This window comes from Serratia sp. HRI, from assembly GCF_010119335.3.
In the GTDB taxonomy this organism is placed as follows: domain Bacteria; phylum Pseudomonadota; class Gammaproteobacteria; order Enterobacterales; family Enterobacteriaceae; genus Serratia; species Serratia nevei.
Map to the genome: position 1 here is coordinate 2,002,073 of NZ_CP083690.1, position 13,770 is coordinate 2,015,842.

At 61.4% G+C, this 13,770-nt stretch carries 11 protein-coding genes; 1 reads left to right on the forward strand and 10 read right to left on the reverse strand.

The features are described 5' to 3' along the window. Nucleotides 1-23: 23 nt before the first annotated feature. From GF111_RS09720 to serB, 4 genes are all read right to left on the reverse strand, one after another. The gene (locus GF111_RS09720; RefSeq protein ID WP_038878515.1) at nt 24-1,457 is read right to left on the reverse strand and encodes a glycosyltransferase family 39 protein; all 1,434 of its coding nucleotides are present in this window, start codon (nt 1,455-1,457) and stop codon (nt 24-26) included. A gap of 133 nt (nt 1,458-1,590) precedes the next feature. Next, a complete protein-coding gene (gene nadR, locus GF111_RS09725; protein WP_038878512.1) occupies nt 1,591-2,862 on the reverse strand; it encodes a multifunctional transcriptional regulator/nicotinamide-nucleotide adenylyltransferase/ribosylnicotinamide kinase NadR in 1,272 nt (423 codons plus the stop codon). A 58-nt stretch (nt 2,863-2,920) separates the two neighbouring features. Next, entirely contained in the window at nt 2,921-4,306 is a 1,386-nt protein-coding gene (gene radA / locus GF111_RS09730) for a DNA repair protein RadA (RefSeq protein WP_025159617.1), read from the reverse strand. A 19-nt stretch (nt 4,307-4,325) separates the two neighbouring features. Next, nucleotides 4,326-5,303, reverse strand: a complete 978-nt coding sequence (gene serB / locus GF111_RS09735) for a phosphoserine phosphatase (protein ID WP_016929162.1) — start codon at nt 5,301-5,303, stop codon at nt 4,326-4,328. Between the two features lie 110 nt (nt 5,304-5,413). Here serB and GF111_RS09740 point away from each other — a divergent pair, with 110 nt between their 5' ends. Then, complete coding sequence (locus GF111_RS09740) at nt 5,414-6,097, forward strand: YtjB family periplasmic protein (protein ID WP_038878506.1); 684 nt, start codon at nt 5,414-5,416, stop codon at nt 6,095-6,097. A 1-nt stretch (nt 6,098) separates the two neighbouring features. Here the strand turns inward: GF111_RS09740 and yjjJ are convergent, their stop codons facing one another. From yjjJ to GF111_RS09770, 6 genes are all read right to left on the reverse strand, one after another. Continuing rightward, the gene (gene yjjJ / locus GF111_RS09745) at nt 6,099-7,442 is read right to left on the reverse strand and encodes a type II toxin-antitoxin system HipA family toxin YjjJ (RefSeq protein ID WP_147190134.1); all 1,344 of its coding nucleotides are present in this window, start codon (nt 7,440-7,442) and stop codon (nt 6,099-6,101) included. A 137-nt stretch (nt 7,443-7,579) separates the two neighbouring features. Then, complete coding sequence (deoD, locus tag GF111_RS09750) at nt 7,580-8,311, reverse strand: purine-nucleoside phosphorylase (protein ID WP_004933059.1); 732 nt, start codon at nt 8,309-8,311, stop codon at nt 7,580-7,582. Nucleotides 8,312-8,477: 166 nt separating this feature from the next. Continuing rightward, complete coding sequence (gene deoB, locus GF111_RS09755) at nt 8,478-9,701, reverse strand: phosphopentomutase (protein ID WP_038878500.1); 1,224 nt, start codon at nt 9,699-9,701, stop codon at nt 8,478-8,480. 193 nt (nt 9,702-9,894) lie between these two features. Further along, the gene (gene deoA, locus GF111_RS09760; protein WP_038878498.1) at nt 9,895-11,220 is read right to left on the reverse strand and encodes a thymidine phosphorylase; all 1,326 of its coding nucleotides are present in this window, start codon (nt 11,218-11,220) and stop codon (nt 9,895-9,897) included. 66 nt (nt 11,221-11,286) lie between these two features. Then, nucleotides 11,287-12,066 (reverse strand): deoxyribose-phosphate aldolase, encoded by a 780-nt coding sequence (gene deoC, locus GF111_RS09765; protein ID WP_004933072.1) that lies wholly within the window; start codon nt 12,064-12,066, stop codon nt 11,287-11,289. A gap of 370 nt (nt 12,067-12,436) precedes the next feature. Then, on the reverse strand, nt 12,437-13,714 hold the full coding sequence (locus tag GF111_RS09770) for a NupC/NupG family nucleoside CNT transporter (protein ID WP_147190136.1): 1,278 nt from the start codon (nt 13,712-13,714) through the stop codon (nt 12,437-12,439). Nucleotides 13,715-13,770: the final 56 nt, after the last annotated feature.

A 13,770-nucleotide genomic window follows, 5' to 3' on the forward strand; every position in this document is an offset into this window, starting at 1 on the left:
CGCGGCGGCGCCCTGCGCCGCCGTTACTGCGGGCGGACGAAGCCGACGCACAGCGTCTGCTCGTCGGCATGCGGATCGGCGCGGAACGTCAGCGTCTGCTGCCAATCGAGGCGCATCTTCGGCCAGTGGGCCAACTCACCGCCGAAGTCGCTGTGCGCGCAGTCTTCACCCAACCGGCCAAACAGGGCGACGCCGTGCTGCGCAATCTGCGGATAGCTGATGTTGACGTTGTAGATATTCGGGCGCGTATGATTGGACCAGCGCGTAATGGTCTGCGGCCGGGAACCGGCGTACACCGTCATCCACTGCGACAGGTATTCGCCGCCGACGTAGCGTAGATCGACGCCATACCGCTCCTGCCACTGCCGCTCCACCCCGGCGCTGAACGCCTTGATACCCACCATTTTCTGGCCGGCGTTGCGCACGTTGCCCAGCATCACCGCGGCATACCCCAGATAGACCGCCAGCGCTGCACACATCAGCCCGAGGGTCGCCGCGCGCAGTGAACGCACCGGCGGCTGACGGACGCAGCCGACCAGCAGCGCGGGCGCCAGCATGAAGAACGGCTGCAGCCACTCGGTCAACCGGCCGCCGACGTTGAAGGAGAACCAGAAAGTGATAATGCCGAGCGGCAACAGATAGATCCACAGCAGCACCCGCATCGGCAACGCCGATGGCCAGGCCAGCACCGCCCCGCTGCGCCGCAGGATCGCCCACAGCACCAGCGACGGATAGAACACCAGCAGCAGCGACTGCAGCATGTCGAGGTTGAGCTGCATTTTGATCTGCGAATCCACCCATTTGAAGGCGGCAAAGTCGTGGCTCCACAGCCAGAACACGTTCGGCAACACCAACGCCAGCCAGATCGCCACCGCCAGATAGAACTGCGGCTGCCGATAGCAGCGACGGACCTGCGGTACGAACAGCGTCGACAGCGCCACAAAATAGATGAAGGCGAAGGTCGAGTATTTCGCCATCATCGCCAGACCGGCCACCAACGCGAAGGCCGGCCACCAGTTGGCCGAACGCGAGATCGCCAGGTGGAAGAACAGCGCCATCCACGGCCACAGCATCACCAACAGGTAGTTGTCGTTGTAGGGAATAATGTCGAAATTGATGATGCCGGACAGGTTGAGCGTCAGCAGCGCCATCCAGGCCAGCGAGGTGCTGCCGCTCAGGCGCCGCGCCAACAGCCAGACGCCCAACATGCCGATGGCGATGGCGATGAAGTGCCCGCCATACCAGTAAACGTTCAGCGGCAGCCACGACAGCCAGATCGCCGGATGCATCGCCGCACCGACCAGCCACGGATTTTTCGGTGAACCCCACTCGCCGTTGAGGCCCCAGTTGAGCGCCTCGACGGCGTCGTAAGGCAGGGTAGGATCGAGATAAACAGTCAGCAGCGTCCAGGCTGCGGCATAGCAGACCAACCAGAGAGCGAGTAAGCGATAAGACATGTCTTCTTCTAAGCGTTATTGTAAAGAAAATCTTAACTTAGTCGCTGTCGAATGAACCATGTTTAAACAAGCCGTTAAATGTGCGCCTGAGTGGCGTTTCTGCCGCCTCGATCGCACATTACGCTAATTTTACTCAGCCTGCCGCGTGACGATGGGCGGGCGTGCTCAACCGGCCGGCGTCCGCCGCCAGCAGCTGTTGCACCAGCTCGACGCAGCGCAGGAAACGCTCTTCATAATCGCTGGACTCAACGTGCACGTACTCGATGTTGTTAGCGCGCAGCATCTCCTCCAGCAGGCGCTGGAACGCCAGGCGATCGGCAGTGCTGCCGAGGCTGCGCAGACCGTCCGCCACCCACGGCGTGTTGTTTTCCAGCAGGATCACCAGATCGAAACGGTATTCGTCGATCAGCGCCTGCACGAAGGGGTGCTCACGCCCTTCGTACTTTTTGCAAAACGCCTGCGTAGTCACGAAATCGGTATCGATAAACGCCACCTTGTTGGCGTACTTGACCGCGAAATCCACGTATTGCGCCTGCCCGAGGGCAATTTTGTCGTAGTCGGAATACTGCAGCGCCATCTCGTCGCCGCCCAGGTGCGAAAACACGTAATCGCGGCCATATTCCCAGGCGCTGGTGGTGTTAAAGATGTTGGCCAACTTGTTGACCAACGTCGACTTGCCGCTCGATTCGCCGCCGAGGATCGCTACGGTGCGCACGAAGAACGGCTTCACCTCGGTCGGGATGTAGTCCCAATAGCGGAACGGATCCTGGCGGATCTGATTGCCGCTGATGTTCATGAACGAACGCTCGGGGTCGACCAAAATGGTTTCGATGCCCAGATGCTCGCGGTAGCGCGGCGCATCCTGCGCTTCGCTGGAATAGATGAAGCTCGGCACGATGCCCTTCTGTTCCATAAAGGCCTTCATGCCGTCGCTCCACACGTTCCAGCCGTGCGGATAGGGTTCGATGCCCTGCTCGTCGAACGAGTGGATATGGATATTTTTCTGGTACTTGAAGGTTTGCAGCAGCCAGCGCAGGCGATCGCTGACCGTCGGCTGTTGCGACATCGAACTGTTCTCGAACAGCTCGCGATCGCGCGGCTCGTCATGGCACAAGATAACGTGCAGCTCGTCCACCTGGCTGCAGGCGCGCTGGATCAGGTAGATGTGGCCGGTGTGCAGCGGGTAAAATTTACCAAACACCACGCCGACTTTAACCTCTTTACGCGGGAACTCCAGCCCGAGAAAACGGTGCAACGCCTCGAGCTTTTGCGCGCTCGGGCTTTTGATCTTGTCGTTCAACAGCTGGCTGAGATAGCCTTTGGTCATGCCGCTGGCATCCGCCACCTGCTGCAAAGTACAGCCCTTTTGCTTAATGGACGTCTTCAGGTAATCAAATTGCGGCATGGCCACCTCCGTTTAGTATGCTAAACAAAATAGCATATCTTTCTCGCCGTCGGCGACATTAATAAAACTCTTCCAGCACGTCCAGCGCGTCCGCCAGCTTCTTGACCCCGAACACCTGCATGTTGGCCGGCGGCTTCTTCGGCATGTTGCCGTGCGGCACGATGGCGCGCTTGAAGCCGTGCTTGGCCGCTTCGGAGATGCGCTCCTGGCCGCTCGGCACCGGGCGAATCTCCCCCGCCAACCCCACTTCGCCGAACACCACCAGATCGTTCGGCAGCGGCCGATCGCGCAGGCTCGAAACCAGCGACATCAGCAGCGCCAGATCGGCGCTGGTCTCGCTGACTTTCACCCCGCCGACCACGTTGACGAACACGTCCTGATCCGACATCTGCAGCCCGCCGTGGCGGTGCAGCACCGCCAGCAGGATCGCCAACCGGTTCTGCTCCAGGCCCACCGCCACGCGGCGCGGGTTGGACATCATCGAGTGATCCACCAGCGCCTGGATCTCCACCAGCAGCGGCCGGGTGCCTTCCCACACCACCATCACCGAGCTGCCGGAGGTGACTTCATCGCCGCGGCTGAGGAAGATCGCCGAAGGGTTGCTGACTTCGCGCAGCCCCTGTTCGGTCATGGCAAACACGCCCAGCTCGTTGACCGCGCCGAAACGGTTCTTGTGGCTGCGCAGAGTGCGGAAGCGGGAATCGGCGTCGCCATCCAGCAGCACCGAACAGTCGATACAGTGTTCCAGCACTTTCGGCCCGGCCAGCGAGCCGTCTTTGGTGACGTGGCCGACCATGACGATCGCCACGCCGCGCGTCTTGGCGAAGCGCGTCAGATAGGCGGCGGTTTCCCGCACCTGCGCCACGCTGCCCGGCGAAGACTGAATGTCCGCCATGTGCATCACCTGGATCGAGTCGATCACCATCAGCTTCGGCTGTTCCTGCTCGGCGATCAGGCAGATCTGCTCGATGCTGGTTTCCGACAGCATGTTCAGGCCGCCGGTCGGCAGCCCCAGACGGTGAGCGCGCATCGCCACCTGCTGCAGCGACTCCTCGCCGGTGACGTACAGGGTTTTCATCTGTTCGGACAGTTTGCACAGCACCTGCAGCAACAGGGTACTCTTACCGGCGCCGGGATTACCGCCGATCAGAATGGCGCTGCCGGGCACCACGCCGCCGCCCAGCACGCGGTCGAACTCGAGAAAGCCGGTGGTAAAGCGCGGCAGCGCCTCAAGGCTGATTTCCGACAGCTTCTGTACCTTGCTGACGCCGGCGTCGCCGGCATAACCGCTGAGGCGATCGTTGCGCGCCGCTGCGGGCGACGCGGCCAAACGCACTTCCGTGATGGTGTTCCAGGCATGACAGGCGCTGCACTGCCCCTGCCAACGCGGATAGTCCGCCCCGCACTCATTGCACACAAATGCCCGTTTTGCCGCTTTTGCCACGTCTTACCTCAATCTTTCGTTATCGCACTTCGTGTTTCAGGCTGCCGGTGAGAATACACAGCACGCCCATCAGATCCGCATGCCGGATCGCCACCTGCGCTTTTTCATACACTTTCGGTTTGGCGTGGTAGGCGATACCCAACCCCGCCGCCTGCATCATTTTCAAATCGTTGGCGCCGTCGCCGATGGCCACGGTCTGCGCCAGCGGGATCTCAAGCTTCTCCGCCAGCCGCAGCAGCGTGTCGGCTTTGAACTGTGCGTCCACCACCGGCCCCAGCACTTCGCCGGTCAGCTTGCCGTCGCGGATCTCCAGCTCATTGGCCGCTGCCGCCACCAGCCGCAGCCGGTTGCGCAGGTATTCGGCATAGTAGGTGAAGCCGCCGGAGGCGATCGCCACATGCCAGCCCATCGCCTGCAGCTTGCCCACCAGGCTGGTCAGCCCCGGCATCAGCGGCAGCTCGTCGCGCACCTGCTTGAGGATGTTGGCGTCGGCCCCTTTCAGCGTGCCGACGCGCTGGCGCAGGCTGGCGGTAAAGTCCAGCTCGCCGCGCATCGCGCGCTCGGTGACTTCCGCCACCTGCTCGCCGACGCCCGCCAGCTTGGCGATCTCGTCGATGCACTCGATCTCGATCGCCGTCGAATCCATGTCCATCACCAGCAGCCCCGGCGTGCGCAGGTGTGGGATCTTGCCGAGCGGCGCCACGTCCAGCCCGCTCTCCGCCGCCAGCAGCTTGGCGCGCGGCGTTAACGTGCCCGCCAACCGCACCACCTGATAGTCGTCCACGCCCCAGGCGGTGACGATCACCATCGCCGCGCCGAGCTTGCGTTGGAATTGCGTAATGCGCGCCTTGTCCAGCTTCCTGCCGTATAACAGCCACCCGGTATTGCCTGCCCGGTAGTCCAGCGGCATCACTTCGTCGCCGCTGAGCGAAAGGGGAAGACCCGGCCATTGAGAGATCTCCGCCGGAAGATCGCAATAGGTCAGACTGTTTGACATCATTGACTCCTGAATGGACAAAAACGCTGCATGATAAAACGACGCATCAAGCTATCCTATCGCCAGCGGTTCTGGCAACATAAAGTGTCCCCGATGCCCAAGGAACCTGCATGGCTCGCGCTAAACTGAAATTTCGCCTGCACCGCACCGCTATTATCCTGATTTGCCTAGCTTTGCTGGTGCTGCTGATGCAGGGCGCCTCTTATTTTAGCCTGAGTCACCAAATGGCGCGATCCGAGCAGGTTGAAGAACTGGCGCAGACGCTGACCAAACAGGTCGCCTACAGCCTGGCGCCGCTGCTGGACGACGACGGCAACACCCCGCGCATCGACGCCATCCTCAAGCAGCTCACCGATCACAGCCGCATTCTCGACGTCAGCGTGTATCAGCTGGACGGCACGCTGGTCTCCCACGCCGGGGAACAGATAAGTATACGCGATCGCCTGTCGCTCGACGGCAAACGCGCCGGCAGCTACTTCAACCACCAGTTGGTCGAATCCATTCAGGGCAAAGACGGCCCGATCGGCTTTATCCGCATCACCCTCGACACCCACGTGCTGGCGACCGAATCCAAGCAGGTGGACAACACCACCAATCTGCTGCGCCTGATGATCCTGCTGGCGCTGGCGATCGGCATCATTCTGGCGCGCACCCTGCTGCAACACCGCCGCAGCCGCTGGCAGCAGTCGCCGTACCTGTTGACCGCCAACACGCCGTTGGCAGAAGGCAATACGGTGGAAGACGACGAAGAGGATGCGCCGGAGACAAAACAGGAAGCGCCGAAGAAGGGGTAACTCAGGCCAGGCGCTGAATGCGCTCGTGCAGCTTCTGCAGTTGCACCAACATTTGCTCGGCAATCGCCCGGAACGCCTCGCTGATGTCGTCATGTTGCGCCGTTCGCCGCCAGAACTCGAGAGCCAATAGCTCCGCTTGCCGCCAGACGGCGCCGCTCACCTCGTTGCTCAAACGGATCTCCACCGCGTCGCGGCGCAGATTACCGCTGCTTGCCGGCGCAAAAGCCATCGGTAACATATCATACAAAGGCGCCAACATGACCGGCCGCTGGGTTATTCGCAAGAACGACAGGTTGCCTTGGTGCATATCGCTGTTGGCGATCAACCGGCCAAAGGCCCAATACAGGGCAATCCGTTGGTAGACTGAGTGATTGATCACCCCTTGCTGCAATAGCCGCTCGGCGGCCACGACCCAGTTGGCATGGCCGCTGCCGCTGAACTCGGCATCCAGCGCCTCCAGCGACACCATCGCTACCCGCCCTTCTTCACCGATGCGATCAAAGCGCTCTACCTCTAAAAAGCATTGCCGGTCGGCGCCGAACAGGATTTGCGCCGATGCGGCAGGCAATCCCGCAGCGGCGACCGTCTGCAACGCCAGCGACTCGGCGATCAGCAAATCGCTCCAGCGCTGTGCAATGACATGCGTCGGCGCCAGGCTGAACTTCACCAACACATGCGCGCGGCGCCCAGGCGCCAGCTCAGCATAGGCGGCAAATTTGGGTTGCTCGCCACCGGCGGAAGAGCCCACCAGCTCCCCGGCCAGCGCCTGGACAGACAATGCGGCGTAACGCTCGGTTTTATCTTCCACCGTGATGGCGACGGCAGTATCCCGGATTAACCAGCGCTGATAGCTGTCAGCACCAGGCAGCAGATCGCCGGTCATGTCTTCGCCATAACGGCAGAGCGCCAACAAGCGTTGGCCTTCATCCCATCGCCGCACATCCCCCGGCAAATTCAACTCGCGCGCCGCTGCTTTTCCCCAGGCTCGCCCGAGAAAGCCAATCGGCCGTAGGTCGTTTAAATACCATGGCATGCCGTCATAGAGCTGCCACTCTCCGCTGCGCTCATCGCACACCGCACAGTTATCGGCAGGATACAGCGGGCAAAGTGTGGCAAACAGGTGCGCCTTGCCCCGCTCATCAATCTGATACAGCGGAAACTGTCTCTCACCGCCGATCCCGCGCCGCAATACATAGCGCGTCGCCTTACCTTTACCGAGGATCAATACTGCGCCTGCCAGTTCGCGGATACGGCGCGATAGCGTCGGCTGGCTGATGCCTAACGCTTCTGTCAGTTGACGAGCCGTAGCCGGCCCATGGCGCAAAACTTGTTCAACGGTGATCATCAGATGAATAGATTGGTGAATAGATTGATAGAGGAAGTAATAGCGTTAAACGGCAGAAAGGTAAAGCGTTAGCCAAAACTGGCCAAGCGGAATGAATAGATTGACGGGCGGGCGCCATGATGACGCCCGCCGGGGTATTACGCTTTGTCGCCCAGCAGCACGGATTCCAGCGCGATAACGATCATTTCGTTAAAGGTGGTCTGGCGTTCCGCCGCCGTGGTCGCTTCGTGACGCAGGATGTGGTCGGACACGGTGCAGATGGTCAGCGCCTTGCAGCCGAACTCTTCGTACAGCTCCGCCGCCACGCCGTAGATGCCGGCCGCTTCCATTTCCACGCCCAGGATGCCGTACTTCTTCATCACCTGGAACATGTCCGGATCCGGCGTGTAGAACAGATCGGCGGAGAAGATGTTGCCCACTCGCGCCGGGATGCCCTGCGCCGCCGCCGCGTCGACCGCGTTGCGCACCATGTCGAAGTCGGCGATCGCCGCGTAGTCGTTGTCCTTGAAGCGCAGACGGTTCACCTTGGAGTCGGTGCACGCGCCCATGCCGATCACCACGTCACGCAGTTTGATATCGTCACGCACCGCGCCGCAGGAGCCCACGCGAATGATCTTCTTCACGCCGAATTCGGCGATCAGCTCGCGCGCATAGATGGAGCAGGACGGGATGCCCATGCCGTGGCCCATTACGGAGATGCGGCGGCCTTTGTAGGTGCCGGTGAAGCCCAACATGCCGCGCACGTTGTTCACTTCCACCGCGCCTTCCAGGAAGGTTTCGGCGATGTATTTTGCACGCAGCGGATCGCCCGGCATCAGTACTACGTCAGCGAAATCACCCATCTCAGCATTAATGTGCGGCGTAGCCATAATTTTCTTCCTTTAGAAATCTTATTTAATAAAAACGTCAAACATCTAAGCCTTGAATTTCGAGTTGCAGCTAGGCAGCTAACGGGTGAATCCCCAGGAGCTTACTTGAGTAAGTGACTGGGGTTCACGCATGAAGCTAACAACGCTGCGGCTTGAAAGACAGGGCTTAGAACATGCTCTTACCGTAATCCATCGGCGACAGGCCAAAGTAATTGGCGACGGTCTGGCCGATGTCGGCAAAGGTCTCGCGGTGGCCCAGCGAGCCCGGCTTCACTTTCGGGCCGTAAACCAGCACCGGGATGTGCTCGCGGGTGTGGTCAGTGCCCGGCCAGGTCGGGTCGCAGCCGTGGTCGGCGGTGAAGATGATGATGTCTTCGTCTTTCACCAGCTTCAGCAGCTCCGGCAGGCGGCGGTCGAACAGCTCCAGCGCGGCGGCGTAGCCCGCCACGTCGCGGCGGTGGCCATAGGAGGAGTCGAAGTCCACGAAGTTGGTGAACACGATGGTGTTGTCGCCGGCCTTTTCCATTTCGATCAGGGTCGCGTCGAACAGCGCGTCGATGCCGGTCGCCTTCACCTTCTTGGTGATGCCGACGTTGGCGTAGATGTCGGCGATTTTACCGATCGACACCACTTCACCGCCCTTCTCGTCCACCAGCTTTTTCAGCACGGTCGGCGCCGGCGGCTCTACCGCCAGATCGTGGCGGTTACCGGTGCGCTGGAAGTGGCCCGGCTTATCGCCGATGAACGGACGCGCGATCACGCGGCCGATGTTGTACCCGCCTTCGGTCAACTCTTCACGCGCGATTTCGCACAGCTCATACAGGCGATCCAGGCCGAAGGTTTCTTCATGGCAGGCGATCTGGAACACTGAGTCGGCGGAGGTGTAGAAAATCGGCTTGCCGGTTTTCATGTGCTCTTCGCCCAGCTGATCGAGGATCACGGTGCCGGACGAGTGGCAGTTGCCCAGGTAACCCGGCAGCTTGGCGCGCTCGACCAGCTTGTCCAGCAGTGCCTGCGGGAAGCTGTTGTGCTCGTCCGTGAAGTAGCCCCAGTCGAACAGCACCGGCACGCCGGCGATTTCCCAGTGGCCCGACGGCGTGTCTTTACCGGAAGAGAGCTCGCTGGCGTAAGCGTAAGCGCCGATGATGTCGGCGTTGCGGTCCAGCCCCTGCGGGAAGTTGCCGGTGGACTCTTCCGCCGCTTTACCGAGGCCCAGACGGCTCAGGTTAGGCAACGTCAGCGGCCCCTGGCGGCCCACGTTGGCCTCACCGCGCGCGCAAACCTCGGCGATGTGGCCCAGGGTGTCGGAACCCTGGTCGCCAAAACGTTCGGCGTCTTCGCTGGCGCCGATGCCGAAGGAGTCCAATACCATAATAAATGTGCGTTTCATCTGTGCTCTCCTGCGTGTTCTCACGCTATTGCGACCGCAAAACTGCAATCGCCCTTATTCTCTAAATTTATACCCAATGGATTTCAAGTTGTAGCTAGGCGGCTAGCGCGTGTATCCCCAGGAGCTTACTCAAGTAAGTGACTGGGGTGCACGCGTGCAGCCAACAACGCTACGGCTTGAAAGACGAGGGTCATCACGCTTGAGTGATGCGCTTATACACCACCGGCGTCGCCTCCGGCGCCTTGTCGCTCAGCGTCATTGCGCTGCGCACCGCATCGGCCGCCTGCTGCCAGCTCTCTTCATCGTTGGCGTGGATCATCGCCAACGGCTGCTGGGCATCCACTTTATCGCCCAGGCGCGCCACCTCGGTCAGGCCAACGCTGTAGTCGATGGCGTCGCTCGCCCGGCGACGGCCGCCGCCCAGCGAAACCACCGCCATGCCCAGCGCGCGGGTATCCATGGCGCTGATGATGCCCGGCTTTTCAGCATACACCGGCTTGCTCAGCGTTGCCGCCGGCAGATAGCTATCGTAGCGTTCGACGAAGTCTATCGGCCCCTGCTGCGCCGCCACCATGCGGCCAAACACCTCCGCCGCCTTGCCGTTGTCCAGCACCGCCTGCAGTTTGGCGCGCGCGTCGGCCTCGTCTTGCGCCAGGCCGCCGGACAGCAGCATTTCCACGCACAGCGCCAGCGTCACTTCCAGCAGGCGCGGGTTACGGTATTCGCCGGTCAGGAAGCGCACCGCTTCGCGCACTTCCACCGCGTTGCCGGCGCTGGAGGCCAGCACCTGGTTCATGTCGGTCAGCAGCGCGGTGGTCTTGCAGCCCGCGCCATTGGCCACGCCGACGATCGCCTGCGCCAAGTCTTGCGACAGCGCATAGGTCGGCATAAAGGCGCCGGAGCCGACCTTCACGTCCATCACCAGCGCATCCAGCCCTTCCGCCAGCTTCTTGGCCAGAATGGAGGCGGTGATCAGCGGGATCGAATCCACGGTAGCGGTAATGTCGCGGGTGGCGTAGAAACGTTTGTCCGCCGGTGCCAGCGAGCTTGTCTGGCCGATGATCGCCACGCCGACGTCCTGAATGATTTTGCGGAAGGCGTTATCGTCCGGGAAAATATTGAAGCCCGGAATAGCTTCCAGCTTGTCCAGCGTGCCGCCGGTATGCCCCAGGCCGCGGCCGGAGATCATCGGCACATAGCCGCCGCAGGCCGCCACCATCGGGCCAAGCATCAGCGAGGTCACGTCACCCACGCCGCCGGTCGAATGCTTGTCGACGATCGGGCCGTTCAGCGCCAGACTCTTCCAATCCAGCACGGTGCCGGAATCGCGCATCGCCATGGTGAGCGCCACGCGCTCCGGCATGCTCATGTCATGGAAATAAATGGTCATCGCCAGCGCGGCGATCTGCCCTTCCGACACCACGTTGTCGCGAATGCCGTTGATGAAAAAGCGGATTTCCGCTTCGCTTAACGGTTGGCCGTCGCGTTTTTTACGAATAATTTCTTGAGCCAGGAACAAGGTATCCCCCTGTGTCGCCGAGAGTCGGTGCAGACGGGCGCGCCTGGCGCCCGCCAACGAAATCGATCAGTAGCCGCCGCCGGCGGTCTGGGTCTGGTGGCCCAGTGCGGTCAGCAAGCTGGCCAGCAGGCTGGAAGCGCCAAAGCGGAAATGCCGCGCGTCGGCCCAGCCTTCGCCCAGAATACGATCGGCAAGTTGCAGATAATGCAGCGCATCCTCTGCGGTGCGCACGCCGCCGGCCGGCTTGAAGCCCACCGTCTTCGCCACGCCCAGATCGCGGATCACCGACATCATCAGCTCGGCGCTTTCCAGCGTGGCGTTGACCGGCACCTTGCCGGTGGAGGTCTTGATAAAGTCCGCCCCGGCCTTGATGGCGATCTCGGACGCCTTGCGGATCAGGTCGGCCTGCTTCAGCTCACCGGTTTCGATGATCACTTTCAGCAGCACGTTGGCCGCCTGACAAGCCTGCTTGCACTGTTTCACCAGCTCGAAGCCGACCTGTTCGTTGCCGGCGATCAGCGCGCGGTAAGGGAACACCACGTCCACTTCATCCGCGCCATAGGCGATGGCCGCGCGGGTTTCCGCCAGCGCGATGTCGATATCGTCGTTGCCATGCGGGAAGTTGGTCACGGTGGCGATACGGATATCCGGCGTGCCTTGCTCACGCAGCGCCTTGCGCGCTACCGGGATAAAACGCGGGTAAATGCAGATGGCCGCCGTGTGGCCGGCCGGGCTGTTGGCCTGACGACAGAGGGCGATCACTTTCTCGTCGGTGTCATCATCATTCAGCGTGGTTAAATCCATCAGGTTCAGCGCACGTTGCGCTGCTGCGGTTAATTCGGTCATAAAACTCTCCAACTGAGTACCTGGGTGTTGGCGAGCGGACTTGGTTCCATGAAGATAGCGCAGGGGAACGGCGTTCCCGCGGCGGCAACTGAGATCCTTCTCACCGCACATGGCCACCCGCCTTGCGGCCGGCCAGTAATAGCTATTTGAACACGGATGCCGAGGGCAATTCGCGTTCATCGTCACACTATATGAAATATCACTGTAACAGACCGGAATTATATGTGAAGAACATCACAAAATAACGCGATATCGTTCACAAATTCGCTAAAGAAGCGGCTGAAGATCGCGGGTGCGGCAAGCACCCGCGTTGCTTAGAGTATAGGCGGAGTCCCGCGATTGGTCGCGCCGTCGCGGGCACCGGGATGGCTTACAGCGCCAGGAAGAAACCAGCGATGGTGGCGCTCATCAGGTTGGACAGCGTGCCCGCCGCCACGGCCTTCAGACCGAAACGCGCGATGTCGTGGCGACGGTTGGGCGCCATGCTGCCCAGACCGCCCAGCAGGATCGCCACCGAGGAGAGGTTGGCGAAGCCGCACAGCGCGAAGGAGATGATCGCCTTGGTGTGGGCCGACAGCACCTGCAGGCCTTCCGCCGCCACCACGTCGTCCGGACGCAGATAGGCGCCGAAGTTCATGTAGGCAACGAACTCGTTGACGATGATTTTCTGGCCGATAAACGAACCGGCGGTCATCGCCTCGCTCCACGGCACGCCGATCAGGAAGGCGATCGGCGAGAACACCCAGCCGAGGATCAGTTCAAGCGACAGCTGCGGATAATCGAACCAGCCGCCGATACCGCCGAGAATACCGTTAAGCAAGGCGATCAGCGCGATAAACGCCAGCAGCATCGCACCGACGTTCAGCGCCAACTGCATGCCGGAAGCCGCGCCGGAAGCCGCCGCGTCGATCACGTTGGCCGGACGATCTTCTTCGGCGATCAGCTTCATCGCATCGTCTCTATCGTGGGTCTGCTCGGTTTCCGGCACCATCAGCTTAGCGAACAGCAGCCCGCCCGGCGCGGCCATGAAGGACGCGGCGATCAGGTATTCCAGCGGCACGCCCATCTGCGCGTACCCTGCCAGCACCGAACCGGCTACCGAGGCCAGGCCGCCGCACATCACGGCGAACAGCTCTGACTGGCTCATGGTGGCGATATACGGACGCACCACCAGCGGCGCTTCGGTCTGGCCAACGAAAATGTTGGCGGTCGCCGACAGCGATTCAGTGCGCGAGGTGCCCAGCAGCTTGTGCAGGCCGCCGCCCAGAACGCGGATCACCAACTGCATGATGCCGAGGTAGTACAGCACCGCAATCAGCGAGGAGAAGAACACGATCACCGGCAGAACGCGCAGCGCGAATACGAAGCCGCCGCCGCCGAACACCTCGAACATCTTGTCGGACACCAGCCCGCCGAAAATGAACGAAATGCCCTGATTGCCGTAGGCGATAACGTTTGCCACGCCGTTAGACATACTGCCGAGGATGCTGCGGCCCAGCGGCACGTACAGCACCAGCGCGCCGATGCCGATCTGGATGATGAACGCCCACACGACGGTGCGCAGTTTAATGGCCCGGCGGTTGCTGGAGAGCAGCACCGCAATGGCGATCAGCACCGCCATACCGACCAGACTCATGATGAGTTGCATGCAAAGTTTCCCTGTTGCAAAAAATAAAGTACATCCCTGCTCATGAAGAGAGGTCT

Coding starts and splice junctions, on each gene's coding strand:
- GF111_RS09770 (WP_147190136.1), bottom strand. CDS start 13,714: ATGCAACTCATCATGAGTCTGGTCGGTATGGCGGTGCTGATCGCCATT.
- deoC (WP_004933072.1), bottom strand. CDS start 12,066: ATGACCGAATTAACCGCAGCAGCGCAACGTGCGCTGAACCTGATGGAT.
- deoD (WP_004933059.1), bottom strand. CDS start 8,311: ATGGCTACGCCGCACATTAATGCTGAGATGGGTGATTTCGCTGACGTA.
- yjjJ (WP_147190134.1), bottom strand. CDS start 7,442: ATGATCACCGTTGAACAAGTTTTGCGCCATGGGCCGGCTACGGCTCGT.
- GF111_RS09740 (WP_038878506.1), top strand. CDS start 5,414: ATGGCTCGCGCTAAACTGAAATTTCGCCTGCACCGCACCGCTATTATC.
- nadR (WP_038878512.1), bottom strand. CDS start 2,862: ATGCCGCAATTTGATTACCTGAAGACGTCCATTAAGCAAAAGGGCTGT.
- serB (WP_016929162.1), bottom strand. CDS start 5,303: ATGTCAAACAGTCTGACCTATTGCGATCTTCCGGCGGAGATCTCTCAA.
- GF111_RS09720 (WP_038878515.1), bottom strand. CDS start 1,457: ATGTCTTATCGCTTACTCGCTCTCTGGTTGGTCTGCTATGCCGCAGCC.
- deoB (WP_038878500.1), bottom strand. CDS start 9,701: ATGAAACGCACATTTATTATGGTATTGGACTCCTTCGGCATCGGCGCC.